The organism is Aestuariibaculum marinum (assembly GCF_014596975.1).
Lineage (GTDB): Bacteria > Bacteroidota > Bacteroidia > Flavobacteriales > Flavobacteriaceae > Aestuariibaculum > Aestuariibaculum marinum.
Window position 1 is genome coordinate 1 of the sequence record NZ_JACVXD010000016.1, and the last position, 25,148, is coordinate 25,148.

The following is a 25,148-nucleotide window of genomic DNA, read 5'->3' on the forward strand; positions in this document are numbered from 1 at the left end:
AAGTAGTGTGGTGTAGATGACGATTGTAGTCAAAAAACGCCATTTTAAAGAGTTTTAGGGGGCTTTAAGTAGTTGCACCAATTATTTTGGTGTTTTGTGTTTTGTGATACACAATATAATTGTATTTAGTGTTAATGAGATTTTTTTTGAAGAAATTTTAAAGAATTTAGCTTAGGATTGAAGCTACCTTATTATGCCGAAAATTGACTTAAAAATAGTATATCATTACTAAGCTTTAATTTAACTTTAAAAATTCTAATTCTAGGTTTATAATGATTTTTTGAAGACAATATCAGGGTCGACCAATTCATTGAGGTGTTTTATGTATTTTGAATTTAAATGTTTGATGCCCATTTTATAAGAGGCGTTAGTCCAACCAAAACCTCCATCTGGTATGTATTTAAAGTTTGTGCCGACATTACCATATTCTACATTAACTTTATGAGTGCAGGTGTTTACATTAAATTTTTCAGGTATAAGTCCATTATATTCAACAGCCGTTTTTACTATAAGCCATAACCATCTGTAAATTAACTCTTGACTTTCATTGATAAAACCATAGTTATTTAAACCCTCCCATATTAACATTTGATGTGGAGCCCATCCGTAAGGATAGTCCCATTGGCGATTGGGCATATTTTTTGAAAGGTTTTTGATTAATCCGGTTGAGGCTATTCCTCCTTTATAAGTAAAGGTTGCAAGCTGTCCTTTAACAAGGTCTTTGGCCTGTTGGGTTGAGCAAAGTTGGCACCATAAGGGGTAAAGGTTTGTTGCAGAATTAAAAGGTTGTTGTCTTTTGTTTTTATAATTATAATCGTAAAAGCATTTATTTTTGTCATTCCACATAAAATGTATCATTAAAGCTTTACGATTATTAGCCTTTTCAAACCAATCTTTTGAACTGTATATTTTTCCATTGTATGAAAAAGCATCATTAAAATAAGTTTTAATGAAATAGGCAATATCATTTTCGTATTTAAACAATAAGCTATTTAAGTCAACTGTATTAAGGTCTGCCGAACAATTGTCTAATCTAGTTGTTGTATCATGGCCGCTTTCACGCATACTTCGATCGTGAATAAAATACATGTCTAAATCCTGATCAATAACTTTTCCGGTTTTGTATTGCTTTTTAAATTCAGTTAAAGATAGTCTGTGTTTTTTTGCAAAAATTTTATAAATTGCATCAAAATGACCTTGTTCAGTTTCACTTGGAGCTCCTGTGCCTTCTCCGAAATATCGGTTTAATCCGTTAGGTGTTAATCTTATGCCTTCGGTCATCCAAACATTAAAATATTCGATAAGCGAAGTGTTTATTTTTTGTGTAAGCCAATTTATAGTTATGCGATTTTTGTAAGTTTCATAAAACGTTTTAAGAAAAGAAGTGAAAAATGGAGGTTGAGATCTGGATAAATAATAACTTCTGTTGGCATTTAATATTTTACCATAATGAATAATTTGATATTCTAAATTATCAATCATGGCTTGGGCTAGCTCAAACTTATCATCAATAATAAGACCTAATCCTATAAAATAGCTATCCCAGCCGTACATTTCATTGAATCGTCCACCTGGCACAACAAAGGGGATACTAAGCCCTTTTTCACGTGAATAAGCTAAAGATAAAATACCAGGTTTTTTGTTTAAAGCTGTAATTAATTCTTTTGATATGTTTTCTGGGATAGTTTCAATTTTAACATTTTTAAATTCAGTAGCATTTTTTTTATGAAATTCTAAGGCGTATTTATCTGTTTCTGGAACATAAAGCCTTAAAAATTCTCCCTTCATTTTTTCATCTTCAAGTATCTTTAACAGGTTGCCCTTATCGAAGTTTCGTGTTAGTTTATCCCAATAAAAGTCCTTAATTATCCGAGATAATCTTGACACTGGTTCTTCTTTAACATGTTTTATCTCTATAATTCCTGTTTCACTTTTTAAAAGGGCTGCTTCCTGAAGTAGATTAGATAAGTGATATGTACCTTTAATGATAATATCATTTCCTTTATCTGTTTGAATTTTAAACGATTTTTTGCCATTATCATCAACTGTTATGGTAAAGCTACCTGTAGTATCTTCCTGTTTTAATAGCTGATCAATAAGCTTTGTTTTGTTAACAAATAACTTCATGTTTTCTAATAGTTTTATTTAGCATTATAAGGGAGATAATAAGGATGGTCATAGGAATTAGCATAAAGTAAAAGGCCTTGTGTCCTCCAATATGCTCGAATAAGTACCCAATAATTCTGGAGCCAAAAGTTCCTCCTAGCGCAGAAAAAATAACAATTAGTCCAGTCATTGCACTATGTAATTGTTTGGGTAAAGCAGAAAGCACAACGGAATTAATTAAAGGGTATATAGGGGCTATAAATAGACCTATTATTGGAAAAATAAAGCCAGCAAAAGTAATTTTTGTAACACTGGTTATTTCGGTTGTTTTTAATTCAAATATATTAGGTAAGATAGCGACAACTATAATCATTGAAATGATTATACATATTGTGGTAATGACTAACCAGGATATTCTTTTTACTATCATTCCAGCTAGTAATCTTCCCACAGCTAAGGATATAGCAAGGATACTGGCCATTTGTACACTTAGTGAATCGCTTAAGGATAAAACTTTTTTGTTAAATGTAGGTAACCAGGTCATAATGCCTTGTTCTACCATAACAAATAGAAATGCGCTGAGAACAAAAAAGATAACCAAAGGAGAAATAATAAGTTTAATCATACCCATAAAATCTTGAGTAATGGTTTTATTCGATATTTCAGGTTTTACATTAATTTTAGAAAATAACAGAATGAAGAAGGATAATGCGATTAATCCAGCTAAAAACAGGTAAACATTCAACCATGCATTCGGGTTTTTATTGTCGAAAAATGCAGGAAAAATGAAATAAGCAGATGCAATACCAATCATAAAAAAACCCTCTATAATACTCATAAAACTACTATGTTCTTTAGTAGATTTGGTTAGTAAGCCTATCATTGAATATACAGATACTTTAATTAAGGCAAAGGCTATACCTATTGTTAAGAATAGCACTTTTGTAGAAGCAAAAGAGTTACCATAATACATGTAAAAACAACCAAAAAAAACCAATAATAAAGCGAAAAGCATACTTTTTTTGTATCCTATTTTAGGTAAGAATGAAGCCACCAAGAAAGAAACAATTGCAATAGGAAGGTCTTTAAAAGCCTCTAAAGCACTGGCACGGGTTTCTAAGACTTCATAATTATCAATCGCTTGTTTAATTACAATTCCTACACTATTTAATAGAATTGCGAAGACAAAATAATTAATGAATAAGGCAACTTTAATTCCTAAATTCTTCATTTTTAATTAGTTTTTAAAAACACCGCCCGAAGTTTAATGTCAAGCGGTGTTTAACACAAACAACTTGAATAATCCCAATTAGATTATTAATAAAATTTTATAGATGTATTTAATCTATTTTATTCATTTTAATTGAATGTAATGAATATAAACCCGAAACTAAAATTTGCTATTAATCCTAAAATTAGATTTTGCCGACTTTGAAAAGCCTAAAAAGGCCATTCCAATTGTTTAATATCTTATTAGAAGCAAATACTTGCTTTAAATTTTATAAGGTATTTAGTTCAGTTACTCAAATGTAGTTATCAGAATAAATTAATTAGAAAAAAAATCATCGAAAACATTTTCGTTTTTACCGAAAACGTTTTCGATTTGTTTTTTGTTTTCATATCTTGAAATGATTCAATTACTTTACAAGGTAGTTGATTTTAAACCAGCTAAAAGACCAACCTTAACTAAAAGATATGAAAACTGTAACCTTGAAGCAAATTGCCGAAAAGTTAAATATTTCGGTTACGACCGTTTCAAAAGCATTAAAAGATTACCCAGACGTTAGCAAAACTACAAGACAACGTGTTTTAGATCTGGCTCAGTCACTGGATTATACCCCTAACTCCTTTGCAGTCAGTTTAAGAATGCAGCAATCTAAAACAATTGGTGTTATTATACCAGATACGGTTCATCACTTTTTTTCAAATGTTATAAAGGGCATATTAAAAGAAGCAGAAAAGAATGATTATATGGTTATTCTTATGCAGTCTAACGAAAGTTTTGAACTAGAAAAGAAGCAAATTGATTTGCTATTGAGTAAGGGGGTAGATGGTATTTTGGTGTCCTTGTCAAATAATACCAAGAAGTTTGATCATTTACAGAAAGTAATTAATTATGGTGTACCACTTGTTCTGTTTGACAAGATTTCTAAAACACTAAAATGTAGCAAGGTGTTTATCGATGATAGGAAAGCAGCTTATGATGCTGTGACCTATTTGATTAATAAAGGACATAAACGTATAGCACATTTTAGAGGTGATTTAAATCCTCAAAATTCAATTGATCGTTTTTTAGGATATAAACAAGCATTACTGGATAACAATATTTCTTTTGATCCAACTTTAGTTTATATGTGTAATAATAATGCTGATTTTGATGACGGATATAAAAATGCAGAAAAGCTATTAAAAGATCATGGAAATACGGTTGATGCTATTTTTACCATTACCGATTTAATTGCTATTGGTATTATGAAATACTTTGATGATCATGGTATTCGGGTACCTGAAGATATTGCATTGTTTGGTTTTAGTAATTGGTTTATGTCATCTGTTATAAGTCCCGGACTTTCAACTGTAGAACAGCATGCTTTTCAAATAGGAGAGGAATCTGCTCATATTTTGTTTTATGAAATAAAGAGTAAAATGAATGATACTCCTATAGAACACCAGACAGTTGTTATTCCAACAGAAATGATTTTTCGAGAATCGAGTTAACACAAGTTTACTTGCATTGAGTATGGTTTTTTATTAAAGTGTCCAAGACTATTTCTCCAGAATTACAAAGACTAAGTTTCTTTTCTTTGCTTAGTTGAACCGCCAAGTCTTGCCATTCTTTAAAATAACCAAGTTTCGCAGCTTTAAACCCTAACTCTTCAAATAATTCAGCATTTATCATTGTATATAATTTTAATAATAGTGCATATTATATATTGTTACACCTGATTATCATAGATGTAATCTTGCTTTATTGTATAGCATAATTGACTTAACAATTCAAAAATTATAAATGCTTAAATAATTTAATGGAAAATATTTATCGAAAACGTTTTTGTTATTATCGAAAACGTTTTCGAAATAAAAAAGCAGAAGTTTTATGAACATATGTAATAATATTATAAAACCAAACTAAATAAGAACCTGTTTTGAAAGGTCAAAATAGTTTTGAAAATTATAATGTTTAATACTTAGTTAAAAATTATAAATACCAAATAAACTAATTAAAGAGGTCATGAAAAGAATTGATAAGTTTAAAATACGTAAAGAGGCTTATTCTTTATTAAAAGGGAAAGTTAATTATCAGGTTTGTCAAGGAATTTATTATCTACAGGATTTTAAAGGTCTTACCGATTTAACTAAGTGTAATAACTTGGATCCGGTAATAGAGTTTCTTTCCCAAGTAAAGCCAAATCACAAATTTTCAATTTCAAAGGGAACATCTTTAAAAGGATTCCATTCTATAATGGATTTAAGAATGCACTTAAATTAGTGTGTGAAATAAGCTTAAACAACTTGTAAACTAACTTTTTAATTAATAATGATTATGATGAGCAAATATGTATTAGTTCTACTTTTGGCTGTTTCGTTTATACTACCAGCACAAGAAAGAGATTATTATCACGAAGAAACCCCTGAGGCCTTTAAAGAGCGCATAGCCTGGTTTAAGGAAGCTAAATTTGGGATGTTTATTCATTTTGGTCTTTATAGTCAGTTAGGTGGTGAATGGAAAGGAAAAGATATTTGGGGCGATGCAGAATGGATACAGGCTCATGCTGATATTCCAGCTCAGGAATACGCTATGCTTACTCATACGTTTAATCCGAAAAATTTTAATGCAGATGAAATTGCAAAGCTTGCCAAAGACTCTGGTATGAAGTATTTGGTTGTTACTAGTAAGCATCATGAAGGTTTTGCTTTATACGATAGTAAGTACACCAATTTTGATGTTGCTAATACTCCTTTCAAAGGGAGAGATATATTAAAGGAATTGAAAGAAGCCTGTGATAAGAATGGTATTAAATTCGGTACCTATTACAGTATATTGGATTGGCACCATATAAGCCAAGAAAGAAATATTGACGGCGATAGTGTTCAGCAACGTTGGAAATTCACCAGAATGAAGCTTGGTAAGGCTAAAGATTATGAAACTTTTGTAAGAAATCAGATTAAAGAATTAATTGATAATTATGATACAGACATTATCTGGTTTGATGGAGAATGGTGCGATTGGTGGACAGATGAAATGGGGCTTGATTTATACAATTATATACGCAGTTTAAAACCAAGTATTCTTGTTAACAATCGATTTGGTACTCGTGAAAAATTCGAAAAGGATTTTGGAACACCGGAAGATGAAACTCCTGAAGATCTTTTAAGTTATAACTGGGAATCTTGCTATACTTTAAATACGTCTTGGGGATTCAAGAAGAATGACCATGAATGGAAATCTGCTGAAACAGTATATAACATGTTACATGAAATAAATGATAAAGGTGGAAACTTTCTTTTAAATATAGGACCTGATGGTAATGGAGATGTGCCCAAAGAAAGTGTAGATATATTGTTGGAGGTCGGTAAAATGTTAGAGAAGAAGTAATTCTTTTATTCAGCTAGTTTGAAAATAATTTCAATGAAAATATTAAGACACATATTATTTGTTAGTGCTTTGATCTTAGGATTAAGTAGTTGTAAAAATGAGCAAAACGAGTTTGTTTTAGAAAACGATTTTTTAAGCAGAACTATTACGGTACAAGATAATCACCTGAAAACGGTAAAGATTGAAAATAAGGTGAATGGAAAAATTCTTAATCCAACAAATGATAAAGAATTTAGTCTTAGAATATCAAAAGGGACAGACAAGATTGAAGGCGATAAGATGTTAACCTCAAAAGATTTTAAGGTTGTAAGTATCAGTGAGTCAAAAAATACTAAAAGTCAAAATGTGACTGTTCATTTAGTTAACCAAGAAAATCTATTGCAGCTAACCGTCAATTATGAATTGAGGAATGACAAAAATTATATACATAAATATTTAACGATTATTTCTGAAAATCAGATAACAGTAGAGCGCATAGATGTTGAAGCACTGGATGTAAAAGGCGCATATCAGCCTTATAAACTAAAAGAAATTACCACAAGAGTAGCGGCAGGATGGAAGCCAGGGTTAGGGCAACCTTTATACGATTCAGAAACGGCAACATTTTGGGGTATTGAATTTCCAGCCGCTACAAATATGGTCGTAAGTAATGAATTGCATTGTGGTTATTTATGGGGTAATACCTTAAAAAAGGGAGAAGAGTATGCATCTTACAAGTCGGTTATTGGCGTTTCCGATGAATATCAATACATAGACGAAGCATTCTATGAGTATATAGATGATATAAGAATTCGCCCGCTACGCTTGCAAATACAGTACAATTCATGGTTTGACTTTTATACCAATGTCAATAAAGAGAATTTTAAAACAAGTGTATTAAAAGTTAATGATGAGTTAGTAAATAAGCGTGATGTAAATCCACTAAAAGCTTATGTAATTGATGATGGTTGGCAAGATAGTCGTCGTCCGGAATCAGATTGGTCAGATAAGGTTTGGAAGATAAACGATAAGTTCTCTTCTAATTTAGTCGATACATACAGAGTTGTTGATTCTCTTGATGCAATGCTAGGTGTTTGGTTAAGTCCAGCCAGTATTTTAGGAGCATTACCCATGGTTGAAAAAATGGGTGATCAGGGGCTGGAAAAACTAGGGAGATCGATGTCTATGACCGGGCCTAAGTATATGCAGATGTTAGAGGATAGAATTCTTGAACTTGAAAAGGGAGGTGTAAGTTATTTTAAATTCGATGGCCTTTTTGGACATTTAAATATTCGTGATTTTGAATTGAAAGGACGTGGAACGCCGAGTATGCCGCAATTAGGTGTTGAAAATTTAGTAGAGAATGACAGTGTTTTAAGTGACCATAAATATGATGAATTGAAAACTTACTATCTGGTAAACGGCACAGAGCGTTTAATGGCCATATTTAAAAAAATGCACAAAGTTAACCCAGATGTGTTTGTTGCCATTACCAATGGAGCATATTTAAGTCCTTGGTGGTTACAATATATCGATGTTGTTTGGATGATTAATGCTGGTGATGCTGCAGAAGGAGGTACTAGAACTGACGAACTGGTTTACAGAGATGGTGTTTATTATGAAATATGGAATGAGGAAAATACAAAATTCCCGATGAGTTCTTTATTTAACCATGAGCCGAAGAAAGTAAAAACAGGTGAAGATCAAAGTATCTTTAAAGACTATTTGCTTATGAATATATCTAGAGGTACTGGGTTTATAGAACTATATTTAAAAACCGACGTATTATCAGATTCAGACTGGGATGTTGTTGCAGAAGGTTTAAAATGGAGTGAAGAGGTATTCCCTGTTTTCAAAAATGTAAAAATGCACGGAGGTAATCCTAAAAAATTGGACGTGTATGGGTATGCTTCTTGGAATGAAAATCAGGGGTATATCTCTATTCATAATCCATCAAATGAAAAAAGGACTTATATAATTAAGTTGGATAGAGAAATTGGCTTAAAGAGAGAGAAAGGCATCTACACACTATCCTCTCCAATCGAAGGAGATACTACAGATTTAAAGAGTTTATATAGTTATGGAGATAGCTTACAATTTGAGTTAGAGCCTAAAGAGATCCGTATTCTAAATTTTAATAAATAAACTATAACTAAACAAATGAAAAACTGCCTATGAAAAACTAAAAAAAGAAAAACTAACCAAACACGTAATAAAAAAAAGTCGGGGACTGCTCCAACATAACCCCGACAATTTTAAGTTACATAATTTTTAAAAAAAATATTAACTAATGATTACAAACATATGAAAAAATTGACACATAAGAGGTTGTGTTTTTTTAACCTTGGAGTTTCTAATTATAAGGTGAAGTTTGCAGCCGTATTTCTATCGGCGTATTGCTTAAATCTTAATGCTGTTACACTTACAGAAAATTCAAATAATCACACTGTCATTAAAGTTGTATCAGATAAACAAATCAAAACTCCAACACAGTCTCAGGTAATAGGAACAGTAACAGATGAAAATGGTGTACCTCTTCCGGGAACAAATGTTCTGGAAAAAGGTACTACTAATGGCGCTCAAACCGACTTTGATGGGAATTTCTCGTTGGAGGTTGGAAAAAATGCTGTTTTAGTGGTTTCTTATTTAGGGTATATAACAAAGGAAGTACCTGTAAATGGACAATCTAAAATGACCATTGTATTAAAAGAGGATGTATCTTCTTTAGATGAGGTAGTGGTGATTGGATACGGTACAAAATCAAAAAGAGACATTACCGGAGCCATTGCATCGGTAGGAGGTGATGAACTTAAAGAACAAAGTGTTGCAAGTTTCGATCAGGCATTATCGGGTAGAGCCGCTGGAGTTCAGGTGGTACAAAACTCTGGAGCTCCAGGTGGAGGTGTTTCCATCAGGATTAGAGGGGTTGGTACTCCTGGAAATAGTGAGCCATTATATGTAATTGATGGTGTTCCAGTATTTAACGATAATAATGGCCGTGGTATTAGTGCAGGACAAAGTGGTAATGTATTGTCAACTATTAACCCTAATGATATTGAATCTATCGATATTTTGAAAGATGCGTCCTCTGCTGCAATATATGGTTCGAGAGCAGCGAATGGGGTGGTTTTAATTACTACTAAACGAGGTAAATCTGGTCGAACAAAAGTGAATATAGATGTATATGGAGGTATTCAAACACCAGCACGTAGTGTTGATGTTCTTGATGGACCTGCATATGCACAATTTATAAATGAACTTGAAGGTACGGTACCTGTAAATCCAGCTGATACTAATTGGTTCGATGAAATTTATGGTTCAGCTCCTATTAGAAATGCACAAGTGTCTATTTCTGGTGGTAACGAAAAATCGACTTATGCTTTGAGTTTTGGTAATTTTAAGCAAGATGGTATTGTTAAAAATAGTGATTTCGAAAGATGGTCGGTAAGAATGAATAGTGACCATAAACTAGGAGAAAACAATAAAATAAGAGTAGGAAATAGTTTTACAGCGAGTAGAACGTTTGAGAATGGTACTTTAACGGATGACCCGAACAGAGGGGTTACTTCGTTAGCTCTTGTTTTTCCTTCAGTTATACCTGTTTACGACGAAAATGGAGACTATGCAGGGCCACCAAGCGTTGGAATCACTTTTCCTAGGTTAAACCCTATGGCAATTGCTGATAAGATTATTTTTGAAAATCAAAAGGTAAGAATGTTAGGAAATGTTTACGGAGAGTATGATATTTTAAATGGACTGACTTATCGTTTAAATTTGGGTGCTGACTTTTTATATGGTGGATCGAATAATTTTAACCCTGGTGTTGCGGTACCCGGAGGACCCCCATTACCACAACTATCGCAAAGATTCGATAGTAATGAACTTATTTTCTTAGTAGAAAACACATTAACATATAATAAAACCTTTAACGATGCTCACAACTTAAATGTTTTAGCGGGTTTTACAAGACAGCATTCGCAGTACGAATCACATTTAGGTAGTAGAGATGGTTATATAACAGATAATCTTTATTATTTATCGGCTGGTACTTCAAATCCTAATGCCTTAGGTAACGGGTTTGAGTGGGGTTTACAGTCTTATTTAGGACGTTTGTCCTACGATTATATGGGGAAATATTTATTCTCTGCTAGTGTAAGACGTGATGGGTCTTCTAGATTTGGTCCAGGTAGAAAATATGGAACGTTTCCTTCTGTTTCTGCAGGTTGGAGGATTTCAGATGAAGCATTTTTTGAGCCTCTAACAAATGTAATTAATGACCTTAAATTCAAAGCCAGTTGGGGTAAATTAGGAAATCAGGAAGTTGATCCTTTCCAGTACTCAAGTATATTAAAAAATACAGCAAGTTACGTATTCGGTGTAGATCAAAGTGCAGTTACGGGAATTTATCCTGGAAACTTGGCTAATCCAGATGTGTCTTGGGAAACAACAGCTCAAACCGACTTTGGTTTCGATGCCACGTTATTTGATTACGCTTTAACTATCGGATTCGATTATTACAAGAGAGAAACTTCAGATATCCTTTTGCCAATTCCGGTGCCATCATCTTTTGGATATGCTAACAATTCGGTTTCAGTAACACCTATTGTTAATGCTGGTACGGTTGTTAATAAAGGTATAGAATTATCTCTAGGTTACCGTCACCAGGGAGATAAGGTACAGTGGGATGTAAATGCCAATTTAACTACTGTTGATAATGAAGTTACTAGTTTAGGTGGAGGTGAACCTATTTTTGGTGGTGATGGAAGCACATTCCAATCCATTACCGAAGTAGGTGGAGAAATTGCTTCTTATTATGGATGGGTGCAAGAAGGTATTTTTCAAACTCAAGCTGAAATTGATAATTCACCTACTCAAGATGGAGCTGTTCCTGGAGATATGAAATTTGCCGATTTAAATAACGATGGTGTAATTAATGAAGGAGATCGTAAAAGATTGGGCAGTAATATTCCAGATTATATTGCAGGTCTTCAAGGAAGTATTACTTATAAAAATTTTGATTTTAGTGTCTCTTTTCAAGGTGTCTTCGGCAACGAAGTTTATAATAATTTAAACGCTTTGGCTTCTAATTTCTCAAGTTCAGCTAATAAATACACAGTATTATATAATAACAGATGGACGGGACCAGGTACAAGTAATTCCGTACCAAGAGTTGGTCAAGATAACAATAACAACTACAGAGTGTCAAGCTATAGTGTTTGGGATGGTTCTTTTGTAAGATTAAAAACAATGCAAATTGGTTATACTTTACCGGAAGATATATTCAATTTCATTGGAGCTACTAAAGTTAAGGTATATGCTTCAGGGCAAAACTTATTTACTATTGATAAATATGATATTGGTTTAGATCCAGAGGTTGGTTCTCCTGATCAAAATGCATTGTTTTCAGGGGTAGATAATGGAGGGTACCCTCAAGCAAAGACGTTCATTTTAGGTTTAAATATTTCATTTTAAAAAAATACTATGAGAACAAAAGTTAAAATAATATTATCAATTATGTCGCTCATAATTATAAGTTGTGACAACATTCTAGACCTAGATCCTCAGGATACTTTAACCGAGGATGTTTTTTACCAAACCGCAGAGGATGCCGTGATTGCAGTTAATGCAGCTTATGATCCATTTCAGAATTTATTCTATTATGGTTTTGCCTATCCAATTCTTGGAAATCTTGCTGGAGGTGATGCCATTAAAGGTGGTTTTGGTTCTGGAGATCAAGCAGCTATGTTGCAATTTCAGGATTTTACATCTGATGCGTCTAATGGTAGATTAAATGATTATTGGAAAGCGATTTGGCCTGGTGTTTTAAGAGCTAATGTGGTTTTGACAAAGGTGCCAGATATTGATATGGATGAAGCCTTGAAAAATAGAGTTCTAGGTGAAGCTAAATTTATTCGAGCCTTAAATTACTATAATTTAACGATGACATGGGGTGGTTTACCAATTTATGATTTTGTGCCAACTGCAACAACCGAATCATTACCTAGATCATCGAGAGCAGATGTATTGAAATTCATAGAGGAAGATTTATTAGATGCAATTAATTTGTTGCCAAATGCTTCAGATTACGCGCCTGCCGATGTAGGTAGAGCTTCCAAAGGTTCTGCCCAGGGGTTATTGGCTAGATTATATGCGAATTCAGGTCGCTGGGGAGAAGCTAGTAAAATTGTAGATGATATCATGGCGAGCCCTGCTAGTTACGCGTTAGTGCCAGATTATGCTAATAACTTTAATGGCGAAGGCGATAATAACATTGAGACATTATTTGAAATTCAATATAATACTGGTTCTAGTCCGGATCAATGGTCTGATAACGGACAATGGAATGGTAATCAAATAGCTGATACTTGGGGACCTATTGGAACTGCCGAAGATGCTATTTTTGGTTGGGGATTCTCAGCACCTTCTGAAGATTTAGTGAATTCATACGAAGCTGGAGATTTAAGATTACCTGCAACTATATTACAACCTGGAGATGAATTTTTAGGAGATATTTTCGATCCAGAAAATTCCGGACATTTTGCAAACACAGGTAGCATGTATGGTAACGTAAAATATATTAATCCAGGAGCTTCAGGAGCTGGTTCTTTAGATAGTCCGGTTAATTTTAAAATTATCCGTTTTGCCGAAATGTTGTTAATTAAAGCAGAGGCACTTAATGAAGGGGCTAACGATCAACAAAATGCGATAATGTATTTAGATATGGTACGTGAAAGAGCTGGATTGGCAGGTATCCAAACAACTTTAGGTTACTTACCAGGTCAATCTGAATTAAGAGATCTAATCTACAAAGAAATGAGGGTTGAATTGGCTCTTGAAGCTACATCTTACTTCAATTTTGTTAGTAGAGATTTAGGTTCTCAAATGTATGGGGCTAGAGGTTTCAAAGTAGGACAAGATGAGTTATTTCCAATTCCTCAAGGAGCCCTTGATATTAATGGTTGGAATCCAAATCCGGGTTATTAATTAGTGAAATTTATTGATTGTTAAACAGTAGAATGATAATCAGTAAAATATGTGTTTAAAACCATAAAAATTAGTACCTGTTCAAATCTAAATTTGAACAGGTACTTTCTAACCATAAAAACTAAATAAGATGCTTGTTTCTTCCCTAACAACCATAATTAAAAGAAAAAAAAACAATAGAATTGTAATATTACTAGGTCTGATTTTTTTGTGGTCCTGTAATAGACACTCTAATAAGATGTTGCCCTCGTGGGACAAAACCGACGATATTTTTGTTCAAGTAAATTCAGATTCTTCAAATGTTAAGTTCGCAAACGTACTTACCGAAACTAAAACCTTCAATTACTATACCTTTCCGTATATGTACTTTGGTGGGGGAGTGGCCACTGGAGATATAAATAATGACGGACTTCCCGACCTATATTTTACTGGAAATATGGTGAAAAATGCCTTGTACTTAAATCAAGGTAGTTTACAGTTTGAAGATATTAGTGAAAGCTCTGGTACGATTGGAACTAAAGGCAAATGGGCGAACGGTGTTACCATGGCCGATGTTAACAATGACGGACTTTTAGATATTTATGTGTGTTATTCTGGTCCTGGACAAAGCAGAGAAAACGAACTCTTCATTAATAAAGGCAATAATACATTTAGAGAAAGTGCCAAAAATTATAATATAGCAGATAACGGGCATTCTGTTCAAGCTGCTTTCTTCGATTACGATAACGATGGTGATCTTGATTTATATGTGGCAAACTATCCGCCTACACCATTTCAAATTGGTAATAACTATTATGCCGATAAAAAAAATAATCCTTCCTTAGAAGATTCAGATAAATTATTTAGAAATGACGGGAATAATAAATTTACAGATGTTACTGAAATTTCTGGAATACTAAATTTCGGTCTTTCATTAGGTCTAAGTATAAGTGATATTAATAACGACGGCTGGCCAGATATATATGTCTCGAATGATTTTAACGCGCCTGATTATTTATACATCAATCAAAAGGACGGCTCTTTTAAAAATGAGATAGATGCTATGATGACCCATACGTCAAATTTTGGTATGGGTACAGATGCAGCCGATTTTAATAACGATGGGCTAATTGATTTAATACAGGTAGATATGGCTTCCAGTCAGAACGATCAGGAAAAAGCAAATATGTCGGCTATGAATACCGAAAAATTTTACGAGGCAGTACGTTTAGGACTGCATCATCAATATATGAAAAATAGTTTGCAGGTAAACACAGGCTCAGGAACCTTTAGTGATGTGGCTTACCTTGCAGGCTTAGCAAAAACAGAATGGAGTTGGGGGCCGTTGTTTTTCGATTTTGATAACGATGGATGGAAAGATATTTTTATAACTAACGGTATACGAAGAAATGTTAACGACAACGATGCTATTATTTATTTAAAATTAAAACAGGCTTACAATAAACTTACCCAAAATGATATTGCAGAAACCTTAAGTAAGTTACCAGTAATACCTGTCGATAATTATTTGTATCATAATTCGAAGTCTTTGAAATTTGATAGAAGTGAAGGGAACTGGGGATTGTCGTTTAAAGGTTTTAGTAATGGAGCAAGTTATGCCGATTTGGACAACGATGGAGATTTAGACATGATTGTTAATAATCTTGATGCCACTTCTTCAATCTTTGAAAATAAATCGAATCAATATTCAAATACGAACTACTTAACGGTTAGTTTAAAAGCTAAAAAAGATAATTATTTTGGTGTGGGGGCGAAAATTATCGTTGTCACGGGAGAAGATAAGCAAATTCAGGAGTTGTTTTTAACGAGAGGTTTTGAATCTTCTACCGAACCAAGGGTTCATTTTGGATTAGGAGATGTACAAAAAGTAGATACGCTTAAAGTAGTTTGGCCTTCAGGACATCTACAAACTTTAACCAATGTTGACGGGAATCAAATATTAAACATTGTTCAGAACGACAATAACGCATCTAAAAATAATACGTATTCAAAGCAAGATGTATTATTTACGGAAGTTACCGAAAAGCTTAACATAAATTACAAACATCAGGAAAACGAGTATAACGATTTCGATAAAGAAACACTGCTTCCTCATAAAATGTCCACTTTAGGGCCCTTCATTACCGTTGGCGATGTTAATGGCGATGGTTACGACGATTTTTATGTTGGTGGCGCTATGGGACAATCCGGAAAGCTGTTTATTCAAAGTGCCGATGGAACTTTTGTAGATACTTTTCAACAAAGTTTTACAAAGGATAAGGTTTATGAAGACATGGGCGCGTTATTTTTTGATGCTGATGCCGATGGCGATTTAGACTTATATGTGGTTAGCGGAGGTAATGAATTGCCAAAAGGAAATGAGCATTATCAGGATAGACTGTATTTAAATGATGGAAAAGGGGTATTTAATAAAAATATAAATGCCTTACCAAAAATTATAGCAAGTGGCTCTTGTGTAACAGCTTCCGATTTCGATAACGATGGAGATCTTGATCTTTTTGTTGGGGGTAGATTGTCGCCTCAAAATTACCCAAATACAGGAGAATCTTTCATTTTAGAAAATCGAAACGGAACATTTAAAGATATTACCAATAAAGTTGCTCCGGGCCTTAAAAATATTGGAATGGTGACTTCGGCAGAATGGAACGATTTAAATAACGATGGAACAATAGATTTGTTAATTTCTGGCGAATGGATGCCAATAACCGCACTATTGAATAATAACGGAACTTTTGAAATAAACAATTCCAGTAAAGAAATAGGGTGGTGGAACCATGTTACTGTAGCCGATTTAAAGGGAGATGGTTCGAAGCAAATAATTGGTGGTAACCTTGGTTTAAACTATAAATATCAGGCAAGTCACGAATTTCCGTTTGTAATTTATGGTGATGATTTTGATGAAAATGGCTCTTCAGACATTGTTTTAGGATATTACAATCAGGAAACCTTGTATCCAGTTCGCGGAAGATCGTGTTCATCAGATCAGATTCCTTCAATTAAAAAGAAATTTCCAAACTATACAGCATTTTCAAAAGCAACTTTGCAAGACGTTTATGGTAAAAAGGCTTTAGATAGTGCGAAAGTTAGGTATGCAGCTACCAATTTTGCTTCAGGAACTTTTTCTTTCGATAACAATATGGATTTAGCTTTTAAATCTTTCCCAGTTGAAGCACAAGTATCTTCGGTTAACGACATGTTAGTTCAGGATTTTGATGGAGATGGATTTCAAGATATTATCATTGCGGGTAATTTGATGAATTCAGAAGTAGAAACGCCTCGTAATGATGCTGGTTTCGGATTGTTTTTAAAAGGTAAAATCGATGGTTCTTTTCATCCAATGCCTTCATACCGTTCAGGAATATTGTTTTCGGGTCAGATAACAGATTTAGCTCTATTGGAAACTTCCAATGGGAAGGTGGTTTTGGCAGCTGCTAACAACGGAAAATTAAACGCATACCGTATTAATTAATAATACAGAAAGTATGTTTGGATTTATTGCTTTTTTGAACGAAGCAGAAGGTTACTGGTTTTTGCTGTTCATTAGAAAGGTATGTTAACAAGGTTCATATACGCAATAGTTACAAAATACACATTTGAATCTTTATAAAAAATGAATGTGAGGGTGGGGTGAAACCTAAAAAAGGAAGCTGTTCCTAAGGCTATTCAATACGATGATATTACTAATACAATGAAAAATTATAAACTATATACACTCATATGGATGCTTTTATTAAGTGTTTACTCTTGTCATAAAGAAGCAAAGGAGCAGCTAGTAGAAGAAGAAATGGTTGTTCAAGAATTGTTTACAGAACTTAGCCCGGAGCAATCGGGTATTTACTTTGAGAATCGTTTGGTAGAAACTGATAGTATGAACTATTTTGTATACCCCTATATATACATGGGTGGAGGAGTGTCTATTGGAGATATCAATAATGATGGTCTTAACGATATTTATTTTACAGGCAATCAAGTTCCAAATAAATTGTACCTGAACAAAGGGGGGATGAGGTTTGAAGATATTAGCGAAAAGGCAGGGGTAAGTGCAGATAATCGATGGATTACAGGTACGACGATGGCCGATGTTAATAACGATGGTTTTTTGGATATCTATGTGTCCGTGGCTGGGAAATTTGGTCCAAAACAGAATTTGCTCTATATCAACAATCAAGATTTAACCTTTACTGAAAGTGCTGAAATCTATGGTGTTTCGGGTAATACCAATACGATGCAGGCGAGTTTTTTTGATTATGATTTAGATGGTGATTTGGATCTTTATGTGGCTAATTATCCCATCGCCAAGTTTTCTACACCAAATTTTGTTTACAAAAAATTGATTGATAATCCAGATTTAGATTCTAGTGACAGGTTGTATAGAAATGACGGAGGAACTAGGTTTACTGATGTTACTAAATCTTCGGGTATTTTGAACTATGGGCTTACCGTAGGTATTGCTATTAGTGATATTAATAACGATGGATACCCAGATGTTTACGTTTCTAATGATTTTGCTACGCCTGATTATTTCTACATAAACAATGGAGATGGGACGTTTAAAGAGAGTATTAAGGACATAACCAAGCATACAGCATGGTACGGTATGGGGGTGGATATCGCCGATATCAACAATGACGGGCTATCAGATTTTTTTCAGTTAGATATGACCCCAGAAAATAATCGTCGTAGTAAGGCCAATATGGCTAGTATGAATCCTAAAAAGTTTTGGGACAATGTAAATATGGGATTTCATTATCAATACATGCAGAATTGTCTTCAATTGAACAATGGCGATGTAAATGGTGTCATACAGCCTTTCAGTGACATATCACGCTTAGCAGGAATGGCTACCACAGATTGGAGTTGGGGTGCGCTAATGGTTGATTTTGATAATGATGGTTGGAAGGATGTGGTGGTTACCAACGGGGTGCGCAGGGAAATTAATAATAAAGACTATTTCAAGACTTTAAAGACTTATACGCCAATGGCATTTAAGCATAATATGTTGGAGCTCACAAAAAAAATGCCTTCTGAAAAAGTACATAACTATGCTTTTAAAAATAATGGAGATCTCACTTTTTCCGATGTAAGTCAAAGTTGGAATCTTGATTTTGTTGGTTTTTCAAATGGTTTGGCCTATGGAGATTTGGATAATGATGGCGATTTAGATTTAGTGGTTTCCAATCTTGATAGTATTTCGAGTATTTATGAAAATCAGGCAGCAAAAATTTCCGGAAACCATTATCTAAGATTCAAGTTTAATGGTCCAGAAAAGAACAAGTTTGCATTAGGTACTAAAGTGTTTCTTGAATGTGATGGAATTAAACAGTTTCAGGAGCTTATACTAACCAGAGGCTATCAATCGTCTGTTGAACCTTTTCTAAATTTTGGATTAGGAAAACAGTCAAAAGTTGATAAAGTAACTATTATTTGGCCTGATGGAAAACAAGAAATAAAAAGAGACATTCAAAGTAATGCTTTGGTTGAGGTTAACTATAATGATGCTTCCGATGAATTTAAAGTTGCTGTAAAGGATAATAATCCGGTCAATTATAAATTCACTAATGTAACCTCTCTATTAGGTGTTGTTTATAAGCATGAGGAGAACGTATTTGATGATTTTAAAAATGAGCCTTTACTTCCCCATAAAACATCTCAGTTCGGTCCGGGTCTTGCTACAGCAGATATCAACAATGACGGTAGGGAAGACTTTTTTGTTGGTGGAGCTAATGGTCAATCCGGCCGAATTTTCAAACAACAATTGGACGGAACATTTCAGGAAATTATTGTATTGGATATACAAAATGATGCCATTCAAGAAGATTTGGGGGCTTTGTTTTTTGATGCGGATAATGATGGCGATATGGATTTGTATGTGGTTAGCGGTGGAAATGAATTTGCCGAAGATTCCGAACTTTTGCAGGATCGATTATATATAAACGATGGAACTGGAAGTTTTATCAAGAGTAAAAACGCCCTTCCCAAAATGCTTACAAGTGGCTCAAAGGTTGAAGCAGCTGATTTTGATAACGATGGTGATTTGGATCTTTTTGTAGGAGGTAGGATTGTACCAGGAAAATACCCATTGCCAGCAAGAAGCTATCTGCTGAGAAATGATAGTAAAGAAGGTGTGTTACACTTTGTAGATGCTACCAAAACTGTTGCACCTGACCTTTATAAACCGGGCTTAGTTACAGATGTGAAGTGGTTTGATATGGATAAAGATGGGTGGAAAGATTTGATTGTCGTTGGTGAGTGGATGCCGATATCAATATTTAGGAACGATGGTGGCAAATTGATTTCAAAAACCAAGGAATATGGTCTCGAAAACAGTGTAGGTTGGTGGTACAGTGTGGATGTTGATGATTTTGACAACGATGGCGACTGGGATGTTGTTGCTGGTAATTTGGGACGCAATTATAAATATCAGGCATCGAACATCGAAACATTTGATGTCTATGCATCCGATTTTGATAAAAACAACAATCTGGATATTGTTTTAGGCTATTATTCAGATGGTATCCAATATCCTGTCCGGGGCAGAGAATGTTCTTCACAGCAGATTCCGGGAATCACCAGGAAGTTTAAAAATTACGATGCTTTTTCAAAAGCAACTATTGAAGATGTTTATACAAAAGATAAATTGGAAGATGCTTTGCATTATCAGGCGAAAACATTTGCTACAACTTATTTTGAAAATTTGGGAGGCAGTTTTATACCGAAAGCCTTGCCTATGGAAGCCCAGATTTCAGCGATTAATGGCATAATCAGTGAAGATTTTAACGGTGATGGAAAGTTAGACTTGGTATTGGCTGGTAATTTATTTACATCAGAAGTGGAGACCCCACGAAATGACGCAGGACAAGGGGTGTTTTTAATAGGTGATGGCAAAGGGAACTTTAAGGCTCAAGCACCATATGAAAGCGGATTGAGCTTAGGTGGAGATGTAAAAGGTTTAGCCTTACTAAATGGTAAAGGACAAAAATTGATTATCTCAGCGAGCAATGACGATTATGTACAAGTAATTCTGTACAATCCATAAATGTAAAATAATCAAAACAAAGAATAAATTGAAACCATTTTTCATAAAATATAATTTGGGTTTTTTTGAGATATATCGAGAAGGCATCATTTACAAAAAGGTTATCGCTTTATTTCTTTTTGGCGGTCTGCTTCTGGTTACCATATCATGTGAGAAAGACAAAAATAAACAGCCAATGGAGATACGCCTTAACCATTTGGCAGCCGAAACTAGCCCTTATTTATTGCAACATTCAAGTAATCCGGTAGATTGGTATCCTTGGGCTGATGAGGTACTGTCTTCGGCTAATACTAAAAACAAACTTCTAATCATTAGTATAGGATATTCTACTTGTCACTGGTGTCATGTAATGGAAGAGGAAAGTTTTTCCGATACAGAGGTAGCGAAAGTAATGAATCAGGATTTTATCAACATTAAGGTTGATAGGGAGGAACGCCCTGATGTTGACCAAGTGTATATGACGGCTGCCCAGATGATGAACGGTTCTGGAGGCTGGCCACTAAATGTTATAGCGCTACCCGACGGACGCCCGGTGTTTATAGGTAGTTATATGGAAAAGGATGTTTGGACGAAAGTTTTGAAGAGGTTTAATGCACATTTTAAATCCGAGCCCGAAAAACTATATGAATATGCTGCGCAGGTTTCAGAAGGTTTAGAAGAGATTGTACCAATGGCGGGAACAATGCAGACGAATGCTTTTAGTTTGCAGGAGCTAGAGGAAGCCATGGGGAATTGGAAAAGGAAATGGGATACTCAATGGGGAGGCGATCAGGCTACTGAAAAGTTTATGCTACCCGTAAAGATGAAATTTCTATTAAAATATGCTGTAATGTTAGGGGATAAGGATGCCTATAAACAGGTTATGTTGACTTTAGATAAAATGGCTTTGGGCGGTATATTTGACCATATAGGAGGTGGATTTTTTCGGTATGCTACAGATTATAAATGGCAGGTGCCCCATTTCGAGAAAATGTTATACGACAATGCGCAAATGATAGACCTTTACGTTAATGCCTATAAGGCGTCAAAAGATTCGAAATATAGGAATGTTGTTTATACTACTTTTTCTTTTTTAGAAAATAATATGGCTAATGGAAAAGGGGGGTATTACGCAGCTATTGATGCGGACAGTGATGGCGAAGAGGGACGTTTTTATTTATGGAATGATGAGGAATTGCAGAATGTTCTGGGAGTTGAGTTAGACGATTTTAGCAAGGTATTCAACACCCTAAAAGTTAAATTAGATGACGAAGGTGTGGGTTATGTACTTCAACCTGTCGAAACGGACAGTGTTTTGTCTAAGCGATTGGATGTTGCAACAGAAGAACTATTAAAAAATAAAGAGAAGTGGAAGAGACTATTATTAGAACGTCGCGATAAAAGGGTTAAGCCGCTGACAGATAAAAAAGTAATTTCTTCTTGGAATGCACAACTAGCCAGTGCCTACATAGAGGCTTATATGGCTTTTGGAGATGAAACCTTTCTTAAAAGAGGTATCGCTATTCACAAGTTTATTAAGGAAAACCTGATGAATGGTAATCAACTGTACCATTCCTATATTTCTAAGCAAGTCGGCAATAAAGGGTTTTTAGAAGATTATGCATTTTATATAAATATGCTAATCAATTTATTTAGAGCTACAACAGATTTGACGTATTTAGATGAAGCAAGACATGTGTTGGAGCGTACCAATGCGCTTTTTTACGATGCTAAAAAGGGATTTTACAATTTTGTTAGTGAAGATGAATTAATTACCCAAGTCATAAAACTAGACGATGGGGTTAATCCATCCCCCAATGCTGTAATGGCCCAAAACTTATTACAATTGGGGAATATTTATTTTGATAAGGATTATAAAAATAAGGGCAAGACAATGTTAGTTCACATCCAGTCCGAACTGGGAGAATATTTGCCCTATTATACCTTATGGGCTAGTGAATTGTTGAATTTTATGGCCGATTCATATGAGGTGGCCATAATAGGTGATGAAGCAAAATCTATGCTAAAAGATATAAATAAGACTTATTTGCCAAACGCTTTAATTGTGGGTAGTCCAAAAAATTGCCCAATAGCCATTTTTGAAGATCGATATACAGAAGGGGGAACTTATATTTATATCTGTCAGGAAAATATGTGCAAGTTACCAATGGAAAAGGTTGAATTAGCAATTAAACAAATACAGGAGAATTATGAAGAGAATTAAATTAGTATTAATCTTAGCGACGTTGCTACTCGCGTTAGGATGTAAACAAGAAAAACAGCAAACTCAAATTATTGAAGAGCCTAAAGGGAAACAAAATATCGCTTATAAATGGGGTTTTATGGCCATACAGGCACAGGCAAGGGATACCGAACGATTTAAGCCGAGGCCAACAGTTACTTCACGCTATCTAGGACTTATATCAGTTGCTATGTTTGATGCTTGGTCACGTTTTAACGACAAGGCAACTCCTGTTTATGCCTCAGAAATAGAAAGACGGCCTGAGAATGAACATACTTTAAAAAATAAGGAAATTGCTGTGAGTTACGCTGCCTACAGAGCCTTGTTGGAATATTATTATTCTGATGCAGATGTATTTGAGGATTATATGAGGGAATTGGGACTTGATCCCATGGATGTGTCTATGGATCCAAGTACTCCAGTGGGGATAGGCAATCTTGCAGCTAAAGCAGTTATTGAAGCAAGAAAACATGATGGTTCTAATCAGTATGGTGATGAAGAAGGTTCAAATGGAAAACCATACTTTGATTATACTGGTTATAAACCAGTAAATGATGCCGATGATAATGTAGATGTTAACCGCTGGCAACCAAAGTACTTTACAGATGCTAAAAAGGGTAAATATGCTCCAGGTTGCCTAACGCCTTATTGGCAATTGGTAAAACCTGTTACAATGGACTCAGCAAGTCAGTTTAGACCGGGGCCACCACCTATGGTAGGGTCTGAACAATTGGCTATGGAAGTTGCTGAGGTAGTAGAATTACAGGCAAATTTAACCGACGAGCATAAGGCTTTGGTTGAGTTTATGAGAGATGGACCACAGTCGGTACAACAAGCAGGGCACTGGTTCAAATTTGCCCAAGAGGTTTCCATTAGGGATCAGCACAATTTGGATGAAGACGTTAAAATGTATTTTTTAAATCAGATTACAGCTATGGATGCTTTTATTGCCTCATGGGAATCTAAAATGTTTTACGATTTTGCCAGACCTTTTGCGTTGGTTCATGAATACTATGGGGGTAAAGAAATTGTTGCATGGGCAGGCCCAGGAAAAGGTTTGCAGAAGATGGACGGTAATGACTGGAGACCCTATTCACCCTCAAATTTTTTGTGTCCTCCGTTTCCGAGCTATACATCTGGTCATAGTACTATTAGTGGTGCGTGCGCGGAAGCCTTAAAACTATATACAGGTGATGAGTATTTTGGAGCGTCGGTAGAGTTAATACCAGGTTCGCTCACCGAAACCGATCCTGATTTTTTTGGAAAAAAAGTTACCTTAGAATTTCCAACGTTTACTAAAACAGCTGAAATGGCTGGTATTTCAAGAGTAATGGGAGGTTATCATATTCAGGCCGATAACGTGGCGGGTTTGCAATTGGGACGAGATGTTGCCCACCAAGCTTGGAAGTTTTATAATCAACATTTAGGTGAATAAAATAAAAGTTAAGTAACTTATAATTGAATTAATGTGGATGTTTTTTTATCAAAGATAAATCGATTCAGATTGCTTGGAATAAGTATAGGTCTGATTTATATATGGTTTGGTAGTCTTAAATTTTTTCCAGGAGTGAGCCCTGCAGATAGTTTGGCTAAACAAACTATAGCAATATTAACTTTTGAGTTGATTCCAGAAAAGTTAAGTGTTTTGATTTTGGCCTTATTTGAGGTAATGATAGGAGTGTTTTTAATTGTTAATTGTAAGATTAAATTTATAATTAGGATTGCGATAATACATCTAATGCTAACTTTTGTTCCAATATTATTTTTTCCAAAAATATCTTTTGTCAGTGCTCCTTTTGTGTTAACACTGGTAGGGCAGTATATAGTAAAGAATTTGGTAATTATTTGTGCTCTGTTTTTAATATACCCTGTTGATTACTGTCATAAAGATAAAAGAGGTATAATAGATTAAGTTTTATTGTGCTAAATAGAATAAATTGGATTTAATAGTGTTAAGGAGTTTAGAATTGTATTTAAAGAAGGATTTTGAAAAATAGACGAATAATAAATTTATCTTTTAACAAAGAATATTTAAATTGGCTAAAATTATTTAAATAACAAAGTGAACACAAAACTGAACACGTTTTGGAACACGAATTGAAAATTATAGCATTCGGGAAGCCTTTATTTTGTGTTATGAATTTATCAGGTGATGAACTCATAACCCGAAGGTCACAGGTTCGAGTCCTGTTCCCGCTACGAAGCCGAAAGGCAGTAAAATCAAC

14 protein-coding genes are annotated in these 25,148 nt (G+C 34.4%); 11 read left to right on the plus strand and 3 right to left on the minus strand.

The genetic code is table 11. The features are described 5' to 3' along the window. Nucleotides 1–267: 267 nt before the first annotated feature. Together ICJ85_RS15530 and ICJ85_RS15535 are read right to left on the minus strand one after the other, a co-directional pair. Nucleotides 268–2,127, minus strand: a complete 1,860-nt coding sequence (locus tag ICJ85_RS15530) for a trehalase family glycosidase (protein WP_188224720.1) — start codon at nt 2,125–2,127, stop codon at nt 268–270. Continuing rightward, on the minus strand, nt 2,111–3,337 hold the full coding sequence (locus ICJ85_RS15535; protein WP_188224721.1) for an MFS transporter: 1,227 nt from the start codon (nt 3,335–3,337) through the stop codon (nt 2,111–2,113). The genes ICJ85_RS15530 and ICJ85_RS15535 overlap by 17 nt, the downstream gene beginning before the upstream one ends. 464 nt (nt 3,338–3,801) lie before the next feature. Between ICJ85_RS15535 and ICJ85_RS15540 the strand changes: the two genes are divergently transcribed. Next, nucleotides 3,802–4,824, plus strand: a complete 1,023-nt coding sequence (locus ICJ85_RS15540; RefSeq protein WP_188224722.1) for a LacI family DNA-binding transcriptional regulator — start codon at nt 3,802–3,804, stop codon at nt 4,822–4,824. 7 nt (nt 4,825–4,831) lie between these two features. Here the strand turns inward: ICJ85_RS15540 and ICJ85_RS15545 are convergent, their stop codons facing one another. Next, the gene (locus ICJ85_RS15545; protein WP_188224723.1) at nt 4,832–5,005 is read right to left on the minus strand and encodes a hypothetical protein; all 174 of its coding nucleotides are present in this window, start codon (nt 5,003–5,005) and stop codon (nt 4,832–4,834) included. Between the two features lie 333 nt (nt 5,006–5,338). Between ICJ85_RS15545 and ICJ85_RS15550 the strand changes: the two genes are divergently transcribed. From ICJ85_RS15550 to ICJ85_RS15595, 10 genes are all read left to right on the plus strand, one after another. Next, nucleotides 5,339–5,596, plus strand: coding sequence for a hypothetical protein (locus ICJ85_RS15550; RefSeq protein ID WP_188224724.1), 258 nt, complete (start codon nt 5,339–5,341; stop codon nt 5,594–5,596). Between the two features lie 54 nt (nt 5,597–5,650). Further along, a complete protein-coding gene (locus ICJ85_RS15555) occupies nt 5,651–6,703 on the plus strand; it encodes an alpha-L-fucosidase (RefSeq protein WP_188224725.1) in 1,053 nt (350 codons plus the stop codon). A gap of 33 nt (nt 6,704–6,736) precedes the next feature. Continuing rightward, a complete protein-coding gene (locus ICJ85_RS15560) occupies nt 6,737–8,827 on the plus strand; it encodes an alpha-galactosidase (protein ID WP_188224726.1) in 2,091 nt (696 codons plus the stop codon). 159 nt (nt 8,828–8,986) lie between these two features. Next, entirely contained in the window at nt 8,987–12,154 is a 3,168-nt protein-coding gene (locus ICJ85_RS15565; protein ID WP_188224727.1) for a SusC/RagA family TonB-linked outer membrane protein, read from the plus strand. A 42-nt stretch (nt 12,155–12,196) separates the two neighbouring features. Further along, a complete protein-coding gene (locus tag ICJ85_RS15570) occupies nt 12,197–13,666 on the plus strand; it encodes a RagB/SusD family nutrient uptake outer membrane protein (protein ID WP_188224728.1) in 1,470 nt (489 codons plus the stop codon). A 238-nt stretch (nt 13,667–13,904) separates the two neighbouring features. Then, nucleotides 13,905–17,135, plus strand: coding sequence for a VCBS repeat-containing protein (locus tag ICJ85_RS15575; RefSeq protein ID WP_188224729.1), 3,231 nt, complete (start codon nt 13,905–13,907; stop codon nt 17,133–17,135). 219 nt (nt 17,136–17,354) lie between these two features. Further along, the gene (locus ICJ85_RS15580) at nt 17,355–20,702 is read left to right on the plus strand and encodes a VCBS repeat-containing protein (protein WP_241739569.1); all 3,348 of its coding nucleotides are present in this window, start codon (nt 17,355–17,357) and stop codon (nt 20,700–20,702) included. 175 nt (nt 20,703–20,877) lie between these two features. Continuing rightward, nucleotides 20,878–22,905 (plus strand): thioredoxin domain-containing protein, encoded by a 2,028-nt coding sequence (locus ICJ85_RS15585; protein WP_188224730.1) that lies wholly within the window; start codon nt 20,878–20,880, stop codon nt 22,903–22,905. Further along, nucleotides 22,892–24,358 carry a vanadium-dependent haloperoxidase gene (locus ICJ85_RS15590; protein WP_188224731.1) on the plus strand — a complete coding sequence of 489 codons (1,467 nt, stop codon included), beginning with the start codon at nt 22,892–22,894 and terminating at the stop codon, nt 24,356–24,358. The genes ICJ85_RS15585 and ICJ85_RS15590 overlap by 14 nt, the downstream gene beginning before the upstream one ends. A gap of 69 nt (nt 24,359–24,427) precedes the next feature. Next, entirely contained in the window at nt 24,428–24,835 is a 408-nt protein-coding gene (locus tag ICJ85_RS15595) for a doxx family protein (protein WP_188224732.1), read from the plus strand. The last annotated feature ends 313 nt before the right edge of the window (nt 24,836–25,148 follow it).